The following is a 23159-nucleotide window of genomic DNA, read 5'->3' as shown; positions in this document are numbered from 1 at the left end:
AAGGTAAGCATAAGCTTTCCCTTGGATTTTTCTTTTGTTATGAGTCACCTTATAAGATGCCTTATGAGTTACCTTAGTAAAGCGTACCAATATGAATGATATCACTACACTTTGATAAGGTAATAATTACTCCTACAATTAGGACTCCTTTTCTATATTAAGCCTTGCATTATTTCACATTCCTTAAATCCGTAATCTCTCCCTTTAAAATTTTCACTACCATTTGATTGATTTCATTCGATATTTCATGATTAATCCCATGCCCAACACCATCATAAAATTTGGCATTCATATGATACCGTCTCAGTGCTAACGCCCCTCCCATTTGTTCAAAAGGATCTTCCGTCCCAACCAGATAGAATACTTTATCCCTTATTTTATTTACCTCATCCTCAGAAAAGGACCTCACTTTATGATATTTCATCGCCATATTATTAAAGCCTCTAAGCAGGGAAGTATAGTGTTCCATAATAAGATTATCCTCTGTAAATACGGAATAGTTTGTTCCAGACATTTTCTTTAGCAACTTTTTGACGTTGTTTTTCGTTGGAAATAAAGCCTCTGGTAAGAAAATCTTCATCATCGTCTTCATAGGGCTCCCACTCTCTCCAATTGGAACCGCTGCCGATAAGCATATTGCCTTTTCAACCTTTTCAGGCCTATGTAATGTAAATAGCTGTACTAAATATCCGCCATGAGAAACTCCCATAAAGGACGCCTTCTTTAGCTTTAAACCCTCTAACACTTTATCAATCCATACTACATCATCAAAGTTCTTATAACCCTCTCCTAAAGAACTCTTACCCGGACCACCAAGCGTATCCACAGCATATACTCTGAACTGTTCGCTTAAAGCCTTTGCATTAAAGATCCACATAAGAGCTGAATCATCCCCAACACCATGAAAGAGTACTAATGGTGGTTTCGTTTTATCTCCGCACATGATTATATGTGTGTTACCATAAGTAGTCGGAATGTCTATTTCATCCACCCTAACATTCCACTTTGAAATTAACTTATCATAGGTATTCAAAATATTATTCTGAGCCTTCGAACTACGATAAACCTTCATATAGGATACCTCCTTATTTCTCCATAGAAACTATCTTCTCTAAATAAAAATTCCAGACTTTATATTCGATCCCTAATCCCTGAAAACAAAATTGTACAACATCTCTCAATGCCTTTTCCTCATTCTTTGGTGTTTCCTGTGTTCCTAATATGAGCCTTGAATATTCAAATAGATTAGCAACAAAAACTGTCCAAAAACTATTAGCAGCGCTGCTAGGATTCATAATCGGTATTAATTTCTGTTCCATACCTTTTTCTATGATTTTAGTTAACGCTAATCGATGCAGATCAGACTTTAGTGCTCCTTCAATCCGCTGGTTCTTACTAAATACTGCATATGCGTCGAATGGTACTCTCATAAAAAACTGCATCATACGAGGATTTTTCTTATTCGCTCCAAATACAGCGTACACATAGTACATTAGTTGCTCCAATGCATCCATGCTTTCCGTCTTTTCAAGGATCGAATTAGAAAAGTCCTCTCCTTCCTGAAACATCCATTCAAAAAGTTCTATAAACAAATCCTTTTTCGTTTTGTAATAGTAATACACCAAACCTTTGGCAAGCCCAGCCTCTGCTGCCACCGTATCCATATCAGTACCATAGTATCCCAAACGTACGTATATAGTAAGTGCAGCTTCAAGTATCTGTTTTTTTCGTGTCTCTCTAACTATAGTATTTTGTTCTACTGTCCGTGGCATATCATCACATCCTTTTTGACTTAATTTTAAGTCAATTATAATATTATAAAATAAACAAGTCAACAAAATAACGATGTCTTGTTTATCACAACACTGTTCATATTAAAACACCCTATATATCTACCGTAATACTCTTACCATACCACATAAAACAATAATTTTTGCTCTATATGAAACCCAAACTCTTCATAGAGATGAAATGCAGCTTCACTTTTTGTACTAACCTGAAGGATGATATCTTTTAGCGGGCTATTTAGCATCTCTAGAAACTTTGCTAACAACAATCTTCCATAACCCTTCCCCTGTTCGGTTTTACTTATCGCAATATCAAAGATAGTATCTGATTTAGTACCAATATAGGCGCTGCATGTACCAATGATCTTTTTATCTAATTTCACTATATATAACTTAAAGTCACTATCTTCTAAACACTCCTCTAGATGCCCTGTAGCAACTTCATCACTCATTGAAAAGATATCTTTTAATGTTTCAAGATAAAATTGTACCTCTTCTTCCTGTGATCGATCCATTGGCTCAACCAAGAATGACACCCTACCCTTTTCCTCATTGCTATGATTATTATTCTCTTCTATCCTTGTTTTGGTTTTAGAAACCTCAGTATCCATAGAGTTGGATATATTTGCGATACTTGCCTGATCGTTGCCTCCTCTTGAAAGACGCATAAAGTATTCCGCATAATGAGGGTAACCAGTTAGGGAAGGAACGTCCTCATCACTAAGTAATGATAGATGTTTTAACTCTTCGTATTCTTCCTTAATGCTCTGTATTAGATACTCAGCATATGTTTTCTCATTTTCACTAATATAAACTCTTCCCTCTGCAACAAGTTCTCCGTCACTATCCTCTTCCACGCAGAGCAATACAAAAAAACCTACTACCATTTCCCCTTCATAAAGAAGAGCAAATGGTGGCAAGCCAAATTCTTCATATACCTGTACGCCAGCTACCATATCTTCTGTTACTCTATCTTCACTGTCTAAGGTAAGTAGGTTATAAATCTGTTGCTTATGACGATTTTGTAAACGACATAAGAATTTAACTTTCACAGATATCCTCCAATCCAATGTAAGCACACCTATTTTATTTTTTCATCAATAATATCCGCTAATTTCGCAAACTGTTCTAAAGTAAGTGCTTCTCCACGAATCGTAGCCACAACACCAAGCTCTTCAATTGCCTCACTAATCAATTCTTTTGATAGCGAGATTTCCGGTGAATTATTTAAACCATTTGCTAACGTCTTTCTTCTCTGATTAAAAGAAGCTCGAATTAATCGGAACAGTAAATTTTCATTCTTTACCTTAACTGGTGAGTCCTGATGAAGGGTTAAACGAATCACAGCAGAACCTACATTAGGACGTGGCATAAAGCAGTTAGGTGGTACATTTGCAACAATATATGGATCCGCATAATACTGTACCGCTAATGACAAAGCACCATAATCCTTACTTCCTGGACCAGATTGCATACGGTCTGCAACTTCTTTTTGTACCATAACTGTAATATTATCAATTGGAACATGTGCTTCAAATAAACCCATAATAATTGGAGTTGTTATATAGTAAGGTAGATTTGCAACCACCTTGATTGGCTTACCACCATTCTTCTCGTTCACAATCTGATTAATATCTACTTTTAAGATATCCTCATTAATAATCGTAACATTATCGTAGGAAGTTAGTGTATCCTGCTCTAATATTGGTATCAGGTTCTTATCAATCTCTACTGCTACTACTTCTCTCGCATTTTCACATAAATACTGCGTCATTGTACCAATACCTGGTCCAATTTCAAGTACTAGATCATCCTTTGTGATCTCAGCGGAACGAATAATTTTCTCCAGTACATGAGTATCAATTAAGAAGTTCTGTCCAAACTTTTTTTGAAATATGAAACGATATTTATTTAGCACTTCAATTGTCTGTTTTGGATCTCCCAAATATGCCATTTAATTTCCTCTTTCCTTCTGACTTTATAGCTTACATTCTTAAGTTTCGTAAATGCAAGCTTCACTTGTAATCTCATAACTGTAAAATTGAACCTGGCTATTAAGACTCTACCTTAGGCTCTACTATTACATCTGATATACTTTACGTGCATTTTCCGTTGTCTGTCTAATTACTTCTTCAACACTTACATTCTTAATGAGTGCAATTTCCTCTACCACATGAGATAAATAACCGGAATAGTTTCGCTTTCCTCGATAAGGCACCGGTGATAGATAAGGGCAGTCTGTTTCTAATACAAGACTCGTTAATGGAGCCATCTCTACAACTTCCTTTAGCTTTCTACCATTCTTAAAAGTTACCACTCCGCCAATACCAAGGTAAAATCCCTGTTTCAGATAATAATCCGCAATTTCTGTTCCGTAGGAAAAGCAATGTATGATTCCGGTTAAGGTTTTATTCCGTTCTTTTGCATAGGCAACTGCTTCCTTCATCATCTCAAGCGTATCTGCTGCTGCATCTCTACTGTGAATAATCACTGGAAGTTTTTCCTCCATTGCTAGGTGTAACTGCTTTTTAAACCAAAATTTTTGTATTTCTCTGTCTGTAGCATCCCAGTAATAGTCTAGACCGATTTCACCGATTGCAACCACTTTCTCTTCCTTAGCCATCTCACAAAGACTATTAAAATTTTCCTCATTTAACTCTTTTGTCTGGTCAGGATGTACACCAACTGCGGCATGCACAAAATCAAATTTCTTTGCAAGTGCAATCGAAGATTTGGAGCTTTCTAAGCTAGCTCCAATATTGACAACATTTATAATTCCTTCGTTCTTTAAATTATTTAATATTTCTTCTCTATCTAAATCAAATGCTTCATCATCATAATGAGCATGTGTATCAAATATCATTTTTACCTCATTCCTGCGCTGCATTTTGCGCATCCAAGTCTGTGGTTGCAGCGTAGACACAAAACTTTTGTTAAGATAAGATTCTTTGTTTCGATCTTTATATAAAAATTACTGCAATCATATTTTATTAGAATGCCTATAATTATAAGGGCTTATCCTTTATTTGTCGATACACTTTTTTAGGTTATCCTATAGCATGCAATAAAATTATATGAATATTTGAGGATATAACTCCTTCGTTGGTAGCCAATCACTAAATGCACTTGCACTTCCTGTTTGTACAGATAGCTCAAATGCTTTTTGATAATTTCCTGTTTTTATATACCCTGCGAGAAATCCAGCTAACATAGAATCCCCTGCGCCCACAGTATTTCTTACCTCTCCTTTTACTGCCTCAATTTGATAGATTTCTTTTTGTTCTGTTAGAAAAATAGCCCCTTTTGCACCAAGGGACACCAAAACATTTCTTGCACCAAGTTCTTGAAGTTTTTCTGCGTAATAAATAACTTCTTCTCTCTTCGTTATGTTAACTGAAAATAGCCCATTAAGCTCTTCTTCATTCGGCTTTATTAAAAATGGATGATACGGTAACACTTTTCGTAAAAGCTCTCCTTCTGCATCCACGACTGTCTTGACACCTTTTAAAGCTAGACTTTCTAGAATCACCTCATAAGTATTACTACTTAATGTCGCCGGAATACTCCCTGCAAGTACTAAAAAATCACCTTCTTTAAGGTTTGATAGTGTATTCATCATCTCATCGATATTTTCTTTTGCTATCACTGGCCCACTTGTATTTATATCTGTTTCTTCGCTATCACGTATTTTAACATTGATTCGAGACATCCCATCCTTTGTATAAATGAACTTTGTCTCGCATCCTTTTTCCTTCAGCAATCGCTCAATCTCTCTTCCGGTAAATCCGGCTAAAAAGCCTATAGCTATATTATCAATTCCAAACTCTGATAAAACCAGAGATACATTGATTCCTTTTCCACCAGGGTATAGTTCCTCTTTTTTGGTTCGCTGAATTTTCCCCTTCGTGAGATTATCCACGTGAAGTATGTAATCAAGTGCTGGATTCCATGTCACAGTATAAATCATATTAATAACCATGCCTTTCCATAGCCTACGTCTGCAGGCATAATATCTGTACAGTGAATTGCATAGAAATTCACTGTGTGAAAAACTTTATCTAATAACCTTACCTTTTTATAGCTTAGCATAATAAAAATGAAGTTTTCTGAAACTCAATTGCATGTTCTATTCTTTTTTGATCTTCTTCATTAAAAATACTTAACAGTTGCTTTACTTCAAGCTCAAGGAGAATCGGGAAACTTAAAAAATATTCATTCTCTATGGGAATACGAAGTACCCTTCCATTGGTAACATCTCCAATAGATATCGTTTTTATTTCCTCCTGATAGGTTGCCCTTATGGTATTATCAGAATTTAAGAAATCTAATTTTTGATTGATAAGTAACACTAACTTTTCTATCCGTTCCATTAAGTTATATTTCTCCTTATTTCATATTCAATGATTCAATTATATCACGATTTCTTCCATAGTTCTCCTTATTACAGAAAATTTATTAGGCTAACCTTACCGAGTCAAAGCGGATACACGGAATTCGTTTCGCTACTTCCTCGTATAATTATTTTTTATTTTTTTATTTTCCCTCTTGTAATATTAAAAAAAGTGTATATAATCAATATATACAATATATATATTATAGTAACTAAAATCATATTATGAAAATCGATAAACGATACTAAAAATGACCTTTATTAGAAATTTAAGAATACTAATTGATAAGCTATATCATTGAAACTAGATGCTTGTTTCGATGTCAGACTTTGCATTATTGCACTTTTTATCAATAATTACTACACATCTTCTGATTGTTATTGCATTTACAGTAAGTATTTTATTTATCATTTCAAAGCTCATAATGTGGTAAAGAAACAAGGAGAGGAAGCATGAACATAAACATTAGTAATTCAAGTGGCCAGCCAATCTATGATCAAATCACTTCCCAGATAAAAAATCTCATCATCACCGGTGAATTAAAAGAAGGGGACGCCCTTCCTTCGATGAGACTTTTAGCCAAGGAATTAAGGATTAGTGTCATCACTACAAAGCGCGCGTATGAGGAATTAGAAAGAGAAGGCTTTATCGTCTCCATGACCGGTAAAGGTAGTTTTGTTGCCGGTAAAAATATTGAATTTATCAAAGAGGAGCATCTACGAAGTATGGAGGAGCATCTGCAACAAGCAGTAGAAGCTGCCACTCTTGCCGGTGTTACTCTGCCAGAAATGATTGATTTATTAACCTATCTTTATAAAGGAGAATAGCTATGGAATATGCGTTGGAACTTAATAATGTGACGAAGAAATATTCTGATTTTACCTTAGACCACATTAATCTTAGACTTCCAAAAGGCTCTATTTTAGGGTTTGTTGGTGAGAATGGTGCAGGAAAAAGTACAACTATAAAATTAATTTTAGATACGATCAAACGGGATGAAGGAAGTATTACCGTATTAGGCGAAGACAATCTTAAGATTTCTGCCAAGACAAAAGAACGTATTGGTGTCGTTTTCGATGACTGTTGTTTTCCAGAAGTTTTGAACCTTAAAAATGTAGATCAAGTAATGAAGGGTATTTATAAACAATGGGATTCTTCTATCTTTTATCAATATGCAAAGAAATTTAAATTGCCTGAAACCAAAAGCATTAAGGATTATTCTAGAGGAATGCGAATGAAATTATCTATCGCATGTGCCTTATCTCATCATGTGAAATTGTTAATTCTTGATGAAGCTACCAGCGGATTGGATCCTATAGTACGAGATGAAATCCTTGATGTTTTCTTAGAATTCATACAAGACGAGACAAACTCCATCCTTATCTCTTCTCACATTATCAGCGATTTGGAGAAGATTTGTGACTATATTTGTCTAATACACGATGGCCATATCCTAATTTCAGAGCCGAAAGATAATTTACTGGAAACCTATGGAATCCTAAAATGTTCCGAATCTGATTTCACTCATATTACGAAAGAAGCTGTAATTGGATACCGCAAAAATCAATTTGGTATTGAAGCTCTTGTTAAAAAACAACTGATAAACAAGATAATTGCAATGAATAAGCAATATGTTGTAGATCCAGCTACGATTGAAGATATTATGCTTTTCTATATCAAAGGAAAACGATAGGTTTATTTTAAAACAACGATTTCTGCCATCAAAGATATAGCTATCTTTATAAAAAGGCGCTAGAGCGCCAGAAATGAGGTTACTATGTTAGGATTAATAAAAAAAGACCTTTTTACATTAAAAAAACAACTTATCATCATTATATTTTTTGCTATATTCTATGGGGCTTTAAGTTTCGCAGAACCAAGTTATTATAGTATGTTTGCTTATATGGTAACGCTTTTTAGTGTCTTTGTCCCCATGACTTCTCTTGCTTATGATGACCGTTCTCAGTGGAATAAATACGCAATTACGATGCCAGTTACACGAAAGCAGTTAGTGTATAGTAAATATCTAATAAGCATACTCGCAATCGGTATTACCGGAGTTCTGTGTCTTGCCCTCTCACTACTTATAGATAAGAGTATTACCGCAGAAAGTCTTGTTACTATAGTTAGTTCTTTATCAATTGGTATACTTTTTATATCAATCAATATCCCTTTTAACTTTAAGTTTGGAGTTGAGAAAAGCAGATTTATTATAATTGGACTCTTTGGTATTCCGACCGTACTGATTGTCATCCTTAGTAAAGCAAATGTTCCGCTTCCTAGTGAGGAATTTCTTTTAAAACTAGTACGTTTCCTACCATTTCTCGCTATTGCTTTACTCATCATCTCTATTTTAATTAGCGTATCCATTGTAGAAAAGAAGGAATATTAGATAGTGGCTTTATGATCTATAATAAAAGCGGATTAAAAGTAATAACCTTGGCTAATTTATCCTTGGATATTCCTTTTATCCGCTTTTTGTTTAGCCGTTGTCTTTTTATACTTACTGCAATCTACTTTTTTCATGTCTTACTCCATTCTCTTTCCATATACCTAGGATATCACTCCATAATCTTTTTTCTCTTCATAAGAAAATAATAACTCTTCTGCACTTAAAAACAAAGTTATCAGTACGAGCTCTTCTCGATCTAATACTAGTTGCTTCCCTTTTCTTCCAATTGAATTTGTGGTAGAATAAAAAAATAAAAGGTAATGCCAAACAAGGTAAAAGCGTGCTCCACGAACATCCTTTGTCATGAATAACTTTTTCATTTTTATAAGCAATTAATGCCTACGTTAATAAACGCATCATTTGATAGAACAACCATAGAAATAACGAATGTACCAATACAATAATCAATATATAACCAAAATGGAGGCTACTATGAATAAATTACACGGTGGTATATCCGCTTTTGAAGGAATAGCGATAGGACAAGCATATGTTGTAACAGAAAAGCTCCTCACCATTCCAAAACATCTTTTATTAGAGAATCAACTTTCTTCGGAATACCAAAGATATCTATCTTCGGTAGAAGAAGTATCAAGTCAATTACTAGCCTTACATGACAGTACCTGTATTCTTGCAGCCCAAGCAGAGCTTGTTCGTGACGATTCTATCATGAAACAGGTAAAGTTTGCGATAAGCGAAAAACGAAGCAATGCAGAGCTTGCAGTCTATGAAAGCTATCAGGATTATCTCACTCTCTTTGAACAATCGGAGGATCCTTACCTAAAAGAGCGTGTTACCGATATCATTGAAGTCAGGGAGCTCCTTTTATCTCATTTACAAGGAGTATCTTCCAGACCCTTTGAAAATTTGACCAGACCATCCATCATAATCGCGGATGACTTATCCCCCTCAGAAACATTAGCGATTCCCATTAACTTAATAAAAGGACTTATCTTAGGGCAAGGAAGCAGTAATAGTCATATTGCTTTGATTGCAAAAAGTCTTGAAATCCCTGCAATTGTAGCAGCAAAAGAGCTCCTCCCACAATTTACAAATGGAGAAGAGCTTATTTTAGATGCCTATGAAACAGATATCATACAAAATCCTACTTTGAATCAAAAAGAAGAATATCAAACTAAATTAAGAGAATTTCTTGCTTTAAAAGAGGAGGAGGCTAATCTCATATCACTACCAGTAATAACTTTGGCGGGGAACCCTATCAAGCTATCTGGAAATGTGATGAACTTTGAGGAAGTAACAAAATTACGTCAAATTGGATGCCAACATATTGGCTTGTTCCGTAGTGAATTTCTCTATCTAAATCGAAATAACTTACCTTCCGAGCAGGAACAATATCAAGCTTATAAAGATATATTGTTACTTGCTGATGGAGAAGTTACGATACGTACCTTAGATATTGGTGGAGATAAAACGCTTCCTTACTATCCTCTTCCAGCAGAAAATAATCCTTTTTTAGGCTACCGTGGAATTAGAATTTACTTAGACCGCGAAGAACTGTGGAAGCCACAACTACGTGCTTTACTAAAAGCTAGTGTTCGCGGAAATTTAAGAATCCTATTTCCGATGATAGCAGATGTAACTGAACTCATTCTTGCGAAGCAAATACTTGCAATATGTAAGGAAGAACTGTTACAGGAGGGAGTGTCCATTTCCTCCAAAATACCAATAGGAATTATGATAGAAACTCCAGCTGCCGTACTAGATGCTGACGTTCTAGCAAAGCATTGCGATTTTTTTAGTATCGGAACCAATGATTTGACACAGTATCTTTTTGCTATTGATAGAACAAATCCTTCCGTTGGTAATCGCTATGAACTGTTACCAAGTGCGTTAAAATCTGCACTATCTATGACATTAAAAGCAGGAAAAGAGAATCATATACCTGTATGTATTTGCGGTGAACTGGCAGGTAATACAACCGCTATTAACACGCTTTTAACTCTTGGTTTTGAAGAATTTAGTGTAGCTATCGCCCGATATAATCCTATTAAGCGTTGTATCCGCAACCAATCATGATAATTACATTAACCCCATAAATAAAGTACTAATAATAACTCCAGCTAATGTAGCTACTAGGGCGCCAGCTAATGTGTATCTTGTTTTCTTGACTCCAGCAGTCATATAATACACCGCCATTGTGTAGAAGATCGTTTCGGTACAGCTCATAATAATACTACTTAATCTACCAATATAAGAGTCTGGACCGAACTCTTTGAATAAATCAAGCAATAGACTTGTTGCTGCAGAAGAAGAAAACATCTTAATAATTACAAGAGGAACAATTTCTGATGGGAAGTGAAATACAGAAGTGACCCCATCGAGAGCATTGGATATCAATAACAACACACCAGAAGCCCGTAGGATTCCAATAGCAACCATTAACCCAATGAGCGTTGGCATAATTCCAAGTACCACTTGAAATCCCTCTTTTGCTCCTTTTATAAAATCGTCGTAAACCGGTCTTTTCATGAGAATTCCCATACCGATGATATAAAAGAAAAGTAGTGGTATAATATAATCCGATAGGTAGACTACAAACTTCATTGTTATTACCTCCATTTCTACTTTTTGTTGTTAATCTATTATGTTAAGAATCTAAGAATGCGATTTATATGCTCGCTCGAATCTTAATACTTTGGTTTCTTAGATAGTTTTCTTGCTATAATAGAAAAAGCAACACCAACAAGGGTAGAACAGAGCGTAACAAGGATGCTAACACCTAAGATGTCGGAAGGATTCACCGCACCATACTGACTTCGGTATGCTATAATATTAACTGGTATCAGCTGAAGAGAAGAAATATTGATAATAAGAAACGTACACATATCACAACTTGCAAACTTTGAATTTTTATTTAGGGTAGCTAATTCTTTCATTGCCTTTAAACCCACTGGTGTGGCAGCCCACCCAAGTCCCAGGATATTAGCAATCATATTAGATGCTATGTACTCATTTACAATATGATCCTTCGGTATATCCGGAAATAGAATTTTTAGTAATGGCCGAAGTTTCCTTGTTAATTGATCCATAAGCCCAATGCCCCTAGCAACCTCCATAAGCCCCATCCATAGAGACATAACCCCAAGCATTGCAATACATAAGGTTACAGCCTCCTTTGCAGAGGATATGGTTGTTGTACTGATATCCGCCATCTTACCTGTAAATGCACCGTACACAATTCCAATAATAATCATGAATGCCCATAGATAATTTATCATAGTGCAAAACCATTCGTTTTTTTAATCATATGAGATTATTGAAGAATCTATTCTTCCTACTATTCCGTATCAATACTATAACACGTTCCTTTCATATTGGTATGGCATCTGTGGTTTGAATTGTTGAAGTAATAAATAGGATAAATTACTTATGTACTTTCCTTTTACATATAGACGATATAAGGTATATATACCTTCTTTTATTTTCGGATAATATATAGGGGATAATTGTAAATTCTTAAACCTCTCATAAAAGAAATGAAAATGCTTACAATCATCAATTAAAACAACTAATTATTTATAATAATTTATATAATGTCTTATTTTCTGATAGTTCGCCATTTATTTACAATTTCTCTTTTTAACAAGTAAATAAGAGGGTGAAAACGTTAACTTTGACGAAACTATACACTTATTTTACATTTTGTGAATATGCATCTTAAAAAAATGCTAGAATGTAACATTTTTTTGAATTGACTTCACCTGTCTTTATATGATAATTTATAGTAAGTAATTCAAAATAATTACAAGATTTGACAGTTTATATGTTCGTTTGACATTGAAAGGAGTACTATAATGAAAAGTACAGGTATCGTTAGAAAGCTTGACGAGTTAGGCCGCATCACACTTCCTATTGAATTAAGAAGAACACTTGGTGTTAGCGAGAGAGATCCATTGGAAATCTTCGTAGATGAGGGTAAGATTATTCTTCAAAAATATGAGCCAGCTGATATTTTCAGTGGAAGTAAAGATGATTTAGTAGATTATTGCGGTAAAAAAGTCGCTAAGAGTTCTATTATGGAGCTTGCTAAACTTGCAGGAATTATTGAATAATTAATAAACATGCTACAACCTAACATATAAAGAGTTCTACATATTGCAGTATAATCTATTCAAATTTATTTATCATTCTGCAAAGCCAATTACTCTTTATTTTAAGTTATCATTCCTTCGAATATTTCTTGATTTAAAATCAGATATAATATAGCTGGATGCATACTTTGGCGGCAAAAAAAGTATAGGAAATCATGCTTACAATTAAGCATATTACCTATACTTTTTTATATCTTTTATCTTTGCTCTAGTATTCTTTTTTATTCTTGATCAAGAAGCTGCGAATAAATTTCTCTTTTAGATACCCCTCGATCAGAAGCAACTAATTTCATGGCTTCCTTTTTACTTAACCCTTGACCGAGATAGTAATCCATATGGGCTTCTAATGTCCACTCTGCCCATCGCTCCTGCTCTTCTTTTTTCAGTTCTTCCCTTGTACGCCCTTCAATTAGTACCACGCACTCTCCTTTTGGTTCACTGTCCGTATAGAAGGCAAGCGCATCCTCTATCGTAGTTAAGAATGCAGTTTCATATCTCTTTGTTAATTCTCTGCAGACGGTAATTCTTCGATTACCAAGAGTCTCATGGAGAGCATTTAGTGTTTTTACCAGCCGATGTGGAGCTTCATATATAATAATCGTTCTTGTCTCATTAACAAGCTCATCAAGAATGGATTGACGTTCTTTTTTATCTACTGGTAAAAAAGCTTCAAATACAAACCTTCTGGTAGATCGGCCAGAAATCGTTAGCGCTGTGATTAACGCACAAGCTCCTGGTAAAGACGTCACTACAATTCCTGCCTCATAAGCCATCTGAACTAGCTCTTCTCCCGGATCTGAGATTCCAGGGGTTCCTGCATCGGTAATCAGCGCAACATTCTTACCCTGTAGCATCGCATCTATTAGATACTTACCTTTTTCTATCTTATTAAATTCATGATAGCTCGTCATCGGCGTTTTAATATTAAAATGATTTAATAACTTAATACTATTTCTTGTGTCCTCTGCGGCAATCAAATCTACCTCAGATAATGTCCTTACAGCACGAAAGGTCATATCCTCCAAGTTACCAATTGGAGTAGCACACAAATATAATTTTCCTGACATGATTCCTCCTAACACCCGTTGCATATCAAATCTGTATGCGGATAGTATCCGCGAGAGGATTCCGTCTGCATACAGATTTGATACTGCCAGAAACAAGAAAAAGTACGCATCGCGAACTATTCCTTGTTATTTAAAAGTGTAAATTTACTATATATTTTCAACACACATGTGGTGTTAATACCAAACATTAATACGTAGTCACATAAACTAATAACCATAGATTTCATAAATCTCATCGGTATAAACATTTACCTCACGATAGACGACAAGCGGTGCTTCTATCGTAATCATAGGGTTTCCACCACGCAAACCTTCGATTAGTACCATATTTGGTTCTTTGTCTACATAAGGATGTACTAATTTCATCCGTTTTGGTTCTAATTTATATTGACGCATGATAGAAAATATTTCAACCAAGCGATGAGGTCGATGTACCATATAAAATCTCCCATTCGGTTTTAGAACTTTAGCAGTTTCTCTTATAACATCCTCAAGGCTACATAATATTTCATGTCTCGCAATCGCCTTAGGCATAGCCGGATTCACTAACCCATGTTGATTATTCATATAAGGAGGGTTACACGTAACAACGTCAAAAGAGCCCCCTCCAAATATCTTGGAGGCCTCTTTAATATCACCCATTACTATTTCTACACGTTCTTGTAAATCATTATAGAGAACACTTCTTCTTGCCATATCTGCGCTCTCTTCCTGAATCTCAAGACCTGTAAAGTGTTTCCCTTTTGTTTTCCCTGCTAATAGAATAGGAATAATTCCTGTCCCTGTACCCATATCAAGAGTAGATTCTTCTGGTTTTATTTTAGCAAAACCAGATAATAAAACAGCATCCATTCCAAAACAAAATTTCTCAGGGTTTTGAATTATTTTATAGCCATTACGATGTAATTCATCCAATCTCTCCCCTGCAAAAAGAAGTTCTTCTTTTTGTGTTATAGAAATTTTCTCTGTATTAATCATCCAGATGATTACCTTCTTTTCTTTCCAACGCTTCAAGTGCACGAAGTTCCTCATCAAGCAGCACTTTCTCTTTTTTCTTCTTTGGCTTAAAGCGAAGGTCACTTACTTTATATTCACGAATTTCTTTTTCATCATTTTCTAATACGACGATGACTTTTACTAATTGTTTTAATACGCTAACGCTTGTTACTTCACCACGAAGATTGTCACTCGTAGTTACAAAATCACCTACGCTCGGAAGCTTACTATTTAAATCCTCATATGCCTCTTCCTCGTTTTTTAAACAGCACATTAATCTTCCACATACGCCAGATATTTTCGTTGGATTTAATGAAAGATTTTGTTCCTTTGCCATCTTAATAGAAACAGGAGCAAACTCAGATAAGTGCGTGTGACAGCATAGAGGTCTTCCGCAGATTCCGATTCCACCTACAATTTTGGTTTCATCACGTACACCAATTTGACGTAATTCAATTCTTGTCTTAAAGACCGAAGCCAAATCCTTTACTAATTCACGGAAATCAATTCTTCCATCGGCAGTAAAATAAAACAATACCTTATTATTGTCAAACGTATACTCACAATCGATCAACTTCATGTCAAGCTGATGTTTCGAAATCTTCTCCATACAGATGCGAAATGCTTCTTCTTCTTTCTCTTTGTTTTTATGCTCTATCTCATCATCTTCCGGTGTTGCCGTTCTCATAACCTGCTTTAATGGCTGTACCACTTGGCTCTCTTCTACATCTCTCGGTCCAAGAACTACATTGCCATATTCTATACCTCTTGCGGTCTCAACGATTACATTATCCCCTTGTTTAATTGAAAAACCAGCTGGATCAAAAAAATAAATCTTACCAGCTCTTCGAAAACGTACACCGATTACATTTATCATAGTTTTTATCCTCTCTCCCTTTTTATTCACTCTTAGCTATACGGATATCCAATCAGAATATAAAACAAATTCGATTGAATACTCGTATATGACATCTATTGATAACTTTCCTTCATAGAAAGCAATAAAAGTTCCATTGCTACTTCAAAATTTACGTTTGCATTCAATCGATCCTTGACCGTACTAAACGCTTGTATTATATGCTCTAACCCTTCAAAACTGCTTAATTTTGCTTGCTTTTTAATGGTAGATACTTCTTCCTTATATACTAAAAGATTACCATCCTGCGTCGCCTTAAACATTAAAATATCTCGATACCATAGAAGCATTAAATCCAAGCAGTCTAAAATATCACCTTTATTTTCTGAGAAATATTTGACCGCTTCCGCAATATCACCAAGGTCCATTCCCTCCATATTGTTCATAAGATGAATGATATCTTCCTTCATCTTTACAAATCGTTCTGAGGTCGCATACTTAATCGCTTTCCCCAGATTCCCTCCGGAAAAGGATGCACTGATTTGTGCCTGATAATCTACGATATGTTCTTCGTCTACGAGATATTGTTTGATTCTATTCTTGTCCACTGCTTTAAAGTTAAGTAAAACGCAGCGGGATAATATCGTCGGTAAAAAAGAATTGCTATTGTTTGTTAATAACAGAATAATTGCATACCCTGGCGGTTCTTCAATTGTTTTTAAGAGAGCATTTTGAGCTTGCTCTGTCATCTTCTCCGCTTCGTCTATGATATAGATTTTATAAGGACCAACATAGGGCTTAATTGCAATATCATTATTTAACTGAAGTCTTATATCATCTACACCAATACTCGCTTTCTCATGAGTGATTTTTCGAATATCTGGTTGATTTGCTGAAACTGCTTGTAAGCAGGATTTACATTTGGTACATGGATTGATTCCATGTTCATTACATAAAAGAGCAGCGGCAAAAATATTTGCAACAAAGTTTTTTCCGATTCCATCTTCCCCTTGAAAGATATAAGCGTGAGAAACCTTATTGGTTTTCATTGCGTTTTGAAGATGATTCACGATTTCTTCATGCCCAATGACATCTTTAAAGGTATTCATGTTTTCCCTGCCTTTCTAAAGCTATGCCAACAAGTCCAGTAATAATCCTCTAATTTCATCGATTCGATTTAAGATTGCAATGGTATCCTTCTCCTCTTTGATTAGCTCTAATGCTAATTCATCCAAGGTTTTATCGATTAATTTAATCATACCATATACTCTATGTCTTCCGCGTTTATCTAAAAAATTCTGACGTGAAAATTTATGTGATCGGTTTACAACCTCATTCATAAATTCCTTGATTAACTCCCTATACCTTCTCATATCGGTAACATCCATATGCTTGGTGATTCGTTTACCTTGAGTGGAAATTTCCTCTACTAATAGATTTAAACGCGCCTGAAGTGACTGCTCCTCAATATTACTAATTAAGGTAAAGCGAAAAGAATCATCTCCATTTGGAACAGGAGCTTTCACCTCTGTCTGATTGATTTGCTGTACTTGATTCACCTTAATCTCCATGCGCTCACCTCCCATTCACCGTATCCTTTGGTATTAAACATTTTATCATATTTACATGCAATTATGATATGCGGCACATCGCGTCGTTTGTACACTTCACTTTGCCGTCAAAGCACAAGTACGTTTGATATAATGTCTAATGGCATTATACCATACGGTACCTGTAAATTATAGCATTTTCTTTTATCCTACCTACTACAATAATTTAAGAAATTCATACCTATTACAATGATTTAAGAAATTCCTATTAACAGCTAGTTTCATAAATGGTTTAATTTTTTAAGCTTTATATCTGAAAACTCTTAATATCATTCTCGATTTCATTAATACATTCATTTAAATCGACATTTTTATACCTTTTAATAATATTAGCTTCCATCAATTTTTCTTCTGAAAAATCCTCTTCATCTGCGAGATACCTTCTGCAAACCTCCGCATACTTAGGGTTTTCTTGTTTTCTCTCTCGAATAATTGATCTTTCTAGCCGTATGTCATCCGCAACTTCAATATAAATCGGAATTACGATATCCTTACCAAAATATTTTCTTATTTGAACAAAACCCTCTAATGTACTAATAAGAAGATAATCATTCTTACCAAGAATAATCTGCTCATCATTAACCGTAAAATAATGCCACTCACCCTGTACCGTATCATAAGATCTATGCTCAATAATCAGACCTTTCTCTTTTAGATTTTCCATCTCATTCTCGGTCACAAAGCGATACTCCACGCCATTTCTTTCACCTTTGCGAATTGGTCTAGTCGTATAACCAACCGCTGTTTTAAGCATAAGCTCATTTGATTCAATCAGCTTTTTATAGACCGTGTCTTTCCCGGTCGCACTCTTTCCCATGATTACAAAAATTTTAGACATGCTTTTCTCCTGCTTTAACTGTAATGAAGTCCCCTTCCTTCTCTAAAAGACCTTTAACCCTTAATCCAGATTGCTTAAAGAGGAGAAGTTTTTCTATCATAGGTCTATCAATAACCTCTCCTGGGACCAAAAGAGGAATTCCAGGTGGATAAAGATACACATAATCCAGTACAATCCGTCCCTCGCTTTTTACAAGCAAAATTACTTCTTCCTTGCATCCATCAAGTTCATAAGTCTCATAATAGCGTATTGGTTCTTGCAGTTTATTTAATTCACTTTCAAAGAATTCTATCTCTGTAAAAGTTTGATTTAGATTCTCTACGTTTGTATCGTCTTGTTTCGTAATAAACTCTTGTCCTGATAACGCTTCTAAAAGACTTCTCTTATTAAAATCTATGTCAATAAATCGTCCTTTTTCAATATCCCTTTCTATTGATAGAATTGCCTCAATAAATCGATGAAAACCTTCTTTTGTATCACACACACTTGTCATACATAACACATAATCTTTCGATGCCATCTCTGGTTGAATAAGATACTTTGTCCTTAACTCCTCATATAACATCTTTCCTGTTATATCCTTACGATTTGATGCAATTACAAGCTTCGATACATCTTTGTTTTCCGGATTCCAAAGAGTAAGATTTTTTAGATTAGAAAGTTTTTCATATACATTATCTAAGTATTCCCCATAGAGTTTAAATTTTTCTTCCCCATCTGCCCTTAAAAAATCCATACATCTCACCAAACTTGCCATTAATAAATAAGAAGGACTACTTGTCTCATATATTTTCAAAAAATGTTTGATTGCTTTTTCTGACACCAACTCACTATTTCGATGTAAAAGTGCTGTTTGCGTAAACGATGGCAACGTCTTATGTGTACTTTGAATTACAATATCCGCTCCACATTCGAGTGCACTCTTTTCCTTTCCACCTTGAAATAACAAATGCGCTCCATGTGCCTCATCTACTAAAAGCCCTGCTCCATATCGATGAGTTACCTCAGCAATTTTTTTAATGTCAGAGACAATTCCTTCATAAGTAGGTGAGGTTATTACGACTAGCGATATATCAGGATTCTCCTCAAGAGTTTGAGCTACGGAATCTACTGTGACTTGCCCAGCTATCCCATACTGTAACATGGATGGATAAAGATATACTGGCCTTAACTGTCTTTGATAAATTGCATGATAGACTGCCTGGTGCGAACTTCTTGCAATTGCTACCTTATCTCCACGATTTGTCATTGCAGAAATTCCCGCTAAAATTCCGCAAGTACTTCCGTTCACTAAGAAAAAACTTTGCTTCGTCTGAAACAACGTTGCAGTCTCCTCCATGGCTTCTTTCAATACCTCTTCCGCATCATGCAAGTTGTCAAAATCATCGATTTCCGTAATATCAAGAGTATAGGGATTATCCATAAACCATTCTTCATTTCTCTTGTGGCCAGGCATATGCATCGGATAATATCCTGTTTTTGCATACTCCTGTAACTTTCTATATAAATTCAACTTGCCACTCCTCTTTTCTATCCAATGATTCCGTATTTTCTCATTCTATTAACACCAAGTCAAAGCGGATATTCGCAATCCACTTACGCTACTTGCTTCTAACCTCATTGCCACTACGTGGCATTTTAAAACAGGCAAGTCCACTTCCCTGATGAGGTTAAAATAAGAAGTGAAATGCCTTTTATTTCACAATAACTTACCGATATTATAGCGTACAAAACTTTAAAACACAAGAAAAAGCCCCAATCGAGCAGTCTGATGTATGGACAGTACTAATTGACGAATAATAAGATAACAAGTATAATAAATCTTAGGTTGACACGCCTTAATCGGTTTAGAAAGGTAGGAGAAACATGCGACTTCGAAATATTCCCGGCTCAAGAGAATACATAGCACAAAATGACTATGTCATTCATGATCCGGAACAAATGAAAGGTAAATGGCACGAAGTATTTGGTAATAACAATCCCATACACATTGAAATAGGCATGGGAAAGGGGCAATTTATCACTTCACTAGCAATGCAAAATCCTAATATAAATTATATTGGCATAGAAAAATACTCTAGTGTATTATTACGTGCCATCGAAAAAAGAGAGGAATATGAAGGAGATAATCTCTATTTTCTTCGTTTTGACGCAGAAAATATCACCGATATTTTTGCTCCTTCTGAAGTAGATAGAATCTACTTAAACTTCTCTGATCCATGGCCAAAAGATCGCCATTCAAAAAGAAGATTAACTTCAAGCGAGTTTTTAGCACGCTATGATCAGTTCTTAACAAAGGATGGATATGTAGCCTTTAAAACAGATAATAGAGACTTATTCGACTTTTCGCTAGAACAAGTAACTCTATCCGGATGGCAATTGCGTGATGTAACTTTTGATTTACATCATAGTGAGTATGTGGAAGGCAACATCATGACAGAATATGAAGAACGTTTTTCCTCTATGGGAAATCCTATTCATCGCTTAGTTGCCAGTCGAGAGAAATAATAATTGGATATTTTTTTGATTACCGTAATATGATATAAAAAAAGCATAGCTGGTATATTATGAAAAATTCGCCAAAAACTAGGTTGTCACATACTCTTATGTCCAATCAAAACCTAAACAAGAGAGCATTAGACTTAAAAAGTTCTTGGGATGCCGTAGATAGTTTACTAAAAAACTCTAACCTTCTAAAAAAGAATGTTAGTACTACAGATAACAAGCCTAAAGAAAATAAACCCAATACATCAGGGAACAAACCTAATAATTCTGGAAACAAGCCTAATAGCTCAGGGAATAAGCCTAATAATTCAGGGAACAGACCGAATGCTTCGGGTAATAAACCTTCCAAATAGTAATCCTAACTAAACAGGTTAAAACTCTTTGAATAAGGGTAAAATACCAAAAGGTGAATGATACCTGATTTGATAACAAGTGACAAAGGAACTATTTATTTAACTATACCATACAACGGAGGTACTAATATGGCACTAATTTTTACTGATGAAAATTTTGAAAAAGAAGTAATTCAATCCGATTTACCAGTTTTGGTAGATTTTTATGCAGATTGGTGCGGACCATGTAAAATGATGGGTCCAATCATCGAGGAATTACATGACCAATATGAAGGTAAGGTGAAGATTGGTAAACTTAACGTAGATAATTCTCCAGAAACAGCAGCAGAATTTCGCGTTATGTCTATTCCAACTTTAATCTTCTTTAAAAATGGTAAAGCAATTGAAACAATGGTAGGTGTTGTTGCAAAACAAAAATTAGAAGATATGTTAAATGCATAAAAAAAATCCTGTTCCTAACACTCTTTGTTAGGAACAGGATTTTTTTATCGTATTTCTATGTTGCGTTTCTTTAGACGTCCCGTAATAAGCATATCTGACAGATAAGCAATCACTGCTACGAAAGGAACTCCTAAAAACATTCCAATTACGCCACCGTAAGCGCCTCCGACTGTGATACCAAAAATAACCCATAAAGGAGTTAGTCCAGTTGAATCACCAAGAATCTTAGGCCCTAAAATCCAGCCATCAAACTGCTGTAGGGCAAGTATCATAATGGCAAAAACTAACGCTTGAATCGGACTCATAAATAAATAAAGAAGTATTCCTGGTACCGCACCGATAAATGGTCCAAAGTAAGGAATCATATTCGTAACTCCTACAATTACACTGATTAAGATTGCATATGGTAACTTAAGGATTGACATTAATATAAAACAAAGAATACCAATAATGGTGGAATCAATTGTTTTTCCAACAATAAATCCGGTAAAGATTGATCCACATTCTCTTGTTACATCAAGGAAGGTATCTGCTTTCTTTTTCGGAACAAATGCATAAATTACACGTGCCGAATTTTTTGATAACATCCTTTTATCATAAATCATATAAATAGAGATCGCAATGGATAATAAAATATTAATCGCTGTCTTCGCAATTGATATAGAGGCATTTAATATCTTTGGAAATACATTTTTAACGAAGTCTGTTCCAAAAGAAATCAACTGAGGAAAAGATTGTTCAATTTTATTTTGTATATATTCCGTATCAAGAATTGGAACCTTTTCACCAAAATCATTTAGCCAGGCTTCACCCTTCTTATATAACGTATCGCTATTTAGAATTAATTCCGTTATGCTGTTTGTAACCTGCGGTATAATATAAGTAAAGCATACTACTAATACTGCAATAATTATAATATAAGTGGTCGCAATACCTAGAGCCAAGCAAACTTTTGGTTTCTTTATATTTAGCGTTTTACCGTAAAATTTATCAGCCAACGCTTTCACAATTGGATTTACAATAAATGCAATAAAGAAAGCAACGATGAATGGTTGTATCACTATCGAAAACTTTTTTAAGCCTACTGAGAACGAAGGAATATTCTGTAATGCTAGTTTAAATATAATAGCAAGTGCAATTACACCAAACGCATATACACTAATTGTAAAATACTTTTTGGTTGGCTCGAATCGGAATTTATAGTCCTTCGGACGCTCTACTAATTCTGCCTCCTTCTCTTCCGATACTTCCTTTTCTTCCGATACCTTCTCTTCCTTTAGAACTATTACCTTAATTTTACCGGTCTCTTCATGAACTACAGGTTTTTTCTTCTTGTTTATTCCAGAAAGTTTTAACTTTTTCGCCATTTATTAACCCCTTTTATTTTTCTATTGACATTGGTGAGTAACGGGCGTAATTTCTGAATTCCCCTCCCCCTTACTTCCATTGTAATTTTCATACTATAAGCATTATATCGGTTATAAGAACTATAATCAACGGTAATTATAACTCTTTTGACTTTCAATCGAATTATTAACAAGAATCTTTTGACTTAGACGTTACTTTTCAAACGAATGTTTCATTTGAATATTTTATGGAATAATATAACATTTTATTTTTTTTAAAAAATGCTTGCTTTTTTTTATACCATCGTATATAATAATTTTTGCGTTCACGAGATAGAACAAGTCTTTAAATATGTGTTATGCGTCTTTAGCTCAGTTGGTAGAGCACCTGACTCTTAATCAGGG

26 protein-coding genes are annotated in these 23159 nt (G+C 34.9%); 8 read left to right on the top strand and 18 right to left on the bottom strand.

Translation table 11 applies throughout. The features are described 5' to 3' along the window. Positions 1-169: 169 nt before the first annotated feature. From RTP52_RS16905 to RTP52_RS16875, 7 genes are all read right to left on the bottom strand, one after another. Positions 170-1072, bottom strand: coding sequence for an alpha/beta fold hydrolase (locus RTP52_RS16905; RefSeq protein WP_312372633.1), 903 nt, complete (start codon positions 1070-1072; stop codon positions 170-172). A 13-nt stretch (positions 1073-1085) separates the two neighbouring features. After that, on the bottom strand, positions 1086-1772 hold the full coding sequence (locus RTP52_RS16900) for a TetR/AcrR family transcriptional regulator (RefSeq protein ID WP_312372632.1): 687 nt from the start codon (positions 1770-1772) through the stop codon (positions 1086-1088). A gap of 134 nt (positions 1773-1906) precedes the next feature. After that, positions 1907-2839, bottom strand: coding sequence for a GNAT family N-acetyltransferase (locus RTP52_RS16895; protein WP_312100179.1), 933 nt, complete (start codon positions 2837-2839; stop codon positions 1907-1909). A 29-nt stretch (positions 2840-2868) separates the two neighbouring features. Beyond that, on the bottom strand, positions 2869-3741 hold the full coding sequence (rsmA, locus tag RTP52_RS16890; protein WP_312372631.1) for a 16S rRNA (adenine(1518)-N(6)/adenine(1519)-N(6))-dimethyltransferase RsmA: 873 nt from the start codon (positions 3739-3741) through the stop codon (positions 2869-2871). A gap of 126 nt (positions 3742-3867) precedes the next feature. Next, complete coding sequence (locus RTP52_RS16885) at positions 3868-4650, bottom strand: TatD family hydrolase (protein ID WP_312372629.1); 783 nt, start codon at positions 4648-4650, stop codon at positions 3868-3870. Between the two features lie 207 nt (positions 4651-4857). After that, the gene (pfkB, locus tag RTP52_RS16880; RefSeq protein WP_312100208.1) at positions 4858-5754 is read right to left on the bottom strand and encodes a 1-phosphofructokinase; all 897 of its coding nucleotides are present in this window, start codon (positions 5752-5754) and stop codon (positions 4858-4860) included. Between the two features lie 115 nt (positions 5755-5869). Beyond that, entirely contained in the window at positions 5870-6157 is a 288-nt protein-coding gene (locus tag RTP52_RS16875; protein ID WP_312100184.1) for a hypothetical protein, read from the bottom strand. Between the two features lie 473 nt (positions 6158-6630). On the opposite strand from RTP52_RS16875, the gene RTP52_RS16870 reads away from it, so the two are divergent. From RTP52_RS16870 to RTP52_RS16860, 3 genes are all read left to right on the top strand, one after another. Next, positions 6631-7005 (top strand): GntR family transcriptional regulator, encoded by a 375-nt coding sequence (locus RTP52_RS16870; RefSeq protein ID WP_312100186.1) that lies wholly within the window; start codon positions 6631-6633, stop codon positions 7003-7005. Between the two features lie 2 nt (positions 7006-7007). Continuing rightward, on the top strand, positions 7008-7871 hold the full coding sequence (locus RTP52_RS16865; protein ID WP_312100188.1) for an ABC transporter ATP-binding protein: 864 nt from the start codon (positions 7008-7010) through the stop codon (positions 7869-7871). An 84-nt stretch (positions 7872-7955) separates the two neighbouring features. Then, positions 7956-8570 carry an ABC-2 transporter permease gene (locus tag RTP52_RS16860; protein WP_312100189.1) on the top strand — a complete coding sequence of 205 codons (615 nt, stop codon included), beginning with the start codon at positions 7956-7958 and terminating at the stop codon, positions 8568-8570. A gap of 161 nt (positions 8571-8731) precedes the next feature. Here RTP52_RS16860 and RTP52_RS16855 read toward each other — a convergent pair whose 3' ends face one another. After that, positions 8732-8962: a hypothetical protein gene (locus tag RTP52_RS16855; protein ID WP_312372627.1), complete on the bottom strand. Its 231-nt coding sequence runs from the start codon at positions 8960-8962 to the stop codon at positions 8732-8734. 100 nt (positions 8963-9062) lie between these two features. Between RTP52_RS16855 and ptsP the strand changes: the two genes are divergently transcribed. Further along, positions 9063-10667 carry a phosphoenolpyruvate--protein phosphotransferase gene (gene ptsP, locus RTP52_RS16850; RefSeq protein ID WP_312372626.1) on the top strand — a complete coding sequence of 535 codons (1605 nt, stop codon included), beginning with the start codon at positions 9063-9065 and terminating at the stop codon, positions 10665-10667. 3 nt (positions 10668-10670) lie between these two features. On the opposite strand, the gene RTP52_RS16845 is transcribed toward ptsP, so the two are convergent. Both RTP52_RS16845 and RTP52_RS16840 read right to left on the bottom strand, forming a co-directional pair. Next, on the bottom strand, positions 10671-11195 hold the full coding sequence (locus RTP52_RS16845) for a spore maturation protein (protein ID WP_012201901.1): 525 nt from the start codon (positions 11193-11195) through the stop codon (positions 10671-10673). A gap of 83 nt (positions 11196-11278) precedes the next feature. Beyond that, positions 11279-11869, bottom strand: a complete 591-nt coding sequence (locus RTP52_RS16840; protein WP_312100193.1) for a nucleoside recognition protein — start codon at positions 11867-11869, stop codon at positions 11279-11281. A gap of 576 nt (positions 11870-12445) precedes the next feature. Between RTP52_RS16840 and RTP52_RS16835 the strand changes: the two genes are divergently transcribed. Further along, positions 12446-12703 (top strand): AbrB/MazE/SpoVT family DNA-binding domain-containing protein, encoded by a 258-nt coding sequence (locus tag RTP52_RS16835; RefSeq protein ID WP_012201903.1) that lies wholly within the window; start codon positions 12446-12448, stop codon positions 12701-12703. A gap of 260 nt (positions 12704-12963) precedes the next feature. On the opposite strand, the gene rsmI is transcribed toward RTP52_RS16835, so the two are convergent. The 7 genes from rsmI to RTP52_RS16800 all read right to left on the bottom strand — a co-directional run bounded on the left by rsmI (position 12964) and on the right by RTP52_RS16800 (position 19622). Continuing rightward, positions 12964-13809: a 16S rRNA (cytidine(1402)-2'-O)-methyltransferase gene (gene rsmI / locus RTP52_RS16830; protein ID WP_312100195.1), complete on the bottom strand. Its 846-nt coding sequence runs from the start codon at positions 13807-13809 to the stop codon at positions 12964-12966. Between the two features lie 207 nt (positions 13810-14016). Next, positions 14017-14787, bottom strand: coding sequence for a tRNA1(Val) (adenine(37)-N6)-methyltransferase (locus RTP52_RS16825; protein WP_312100209.1), 771 nt, complete (start codon positions 14785-14787; stop codon positions 14017-14019). Then, a complete protein-coding gene (locus RTP52_RS16820; protein ID WP_312100196.1) occupies positions 14780-15682 on the bottom strand; it encodes a PSP1 domain-containing protein in 903 nt (300 codons plus the stop codon). The genes RTP52_RS16825 and RTP52_RS16820 overlap by 8 nt, the downstream gene beginning before the upstream one ends. A gap of 95 nt (positions 15683-15777) precedes the next feature. Beyond that, complete coding sequence (gene holB, locus RTP52_RS16815) at positions 15778-16770, bottom strand: DNA polymerase III subunit delta' (protein ID WP_312372625.1); 993 nt, start codon at positions 16768-16770, stop codon at positions 15778-15780. Positions 16771-16791: 21 nt separating this feature from the next. Further along, entirely contained in the window at positions 16792-17232 is a 441-nt protein-coding gene (locus RTP52_RS16810; RefSeq protein WP_312100199.1) for a YaaR family protein, read from the bottom strand. Between the two features lie 286 nt (positions 17233-17518). Then, positions 17519-18109, bottom strand: a complete 591-nt coding sequence (locus RTP52_RS16805; protein ID WP_312100200.1) for a guanylate kinase — start codon at positions 18107-18109, stop codon at positions 17519-17521. Beyond that, on the bottom strand, positions 18102-19622 hold the full coding sequence (locus RTP52_RS16800) for an aminotransferase class I/II-fold pyridoxal phosphate-dependent enzyme (protein ID WP_312372624.1): 1521 nt from the start codon (positions 19620-19622) through the stop codon (positions 18102-18104). Before RTP52_RS16800 ends, RTP52_RS16805 begins: the two co-directional genes overlap by 8 nt. A gap of 353 nt (positions 19623-19975) precedes the next feature. Here RTP52_RS16800 and trmB point away from each other — a divergent pair, with 353 nt between their 5' ends. The 3 genes from trmB (at position 19976) to trxA (ending at position 21408) form a co-directional block, all read left to right on the top strand. Beyond that, complete coding sequence (trmB, locus tag RTP52_RS16795; RefSeq protein WP_312100202.1) at positions 19976-20617, top strand: tRNA (guanosine(46)-N7)-methyltransferase TrmB; 642 nt, start codon at positions 19976-19978, stop codon at positions 20615-20617. Positions 20618-20676: 59 nt separating this feature from the next. Then, positions 20677-20967, top strand: coding sequence for a hypothetical protein (locus RTP52_RS16790; RefSeq protein WP_312372623.1), 291 nt, complete (start codon positions 20677-20679; stop codon positions 20965-20967). 129 nt (positions 20968-21096) lie between these two features. Continuing rightward, entirely contained in the window at positions 21097-21408 is a 312-nt protein-coding gene (gene trxA, locus RTP52_RS16785) for a thioredoxin (RefSeq protein ID WP_029502705.1), read from the top strand. Positions 21409-21452: 44 nt separating this feature from the next. Here the strand turns inward: trxA and RTP52_RS16780 are convergent, their stop codons facing one another. Next, positions 21453-22775: an AI-2E family transporter gene (locus tag RTP52_RS16780; protein ID WP_312100204.1), complete on the bottom strand. Its 1323-nt coding sequence runs from the start codon at positions 22773-22775 to the stop codon at positions 21453-21455. Between the last annotated feature and the right edge of the window lie 384 nt (positions 22776-23159).

The organism is Lachnoclostridium sp., assembly GCF_031997925.1.
Classification (GTDB): domain Bacteria; phylum Bacillota; class Clostridia; order Lachnospirales; family Lachnospiraceae; genus Lachnoclostridium.
The sequence above is the reverse complement of the archived record's forward strand: the minus strand, read 5'-3'. Positions and strand labels throughout refer to the sequence as shown.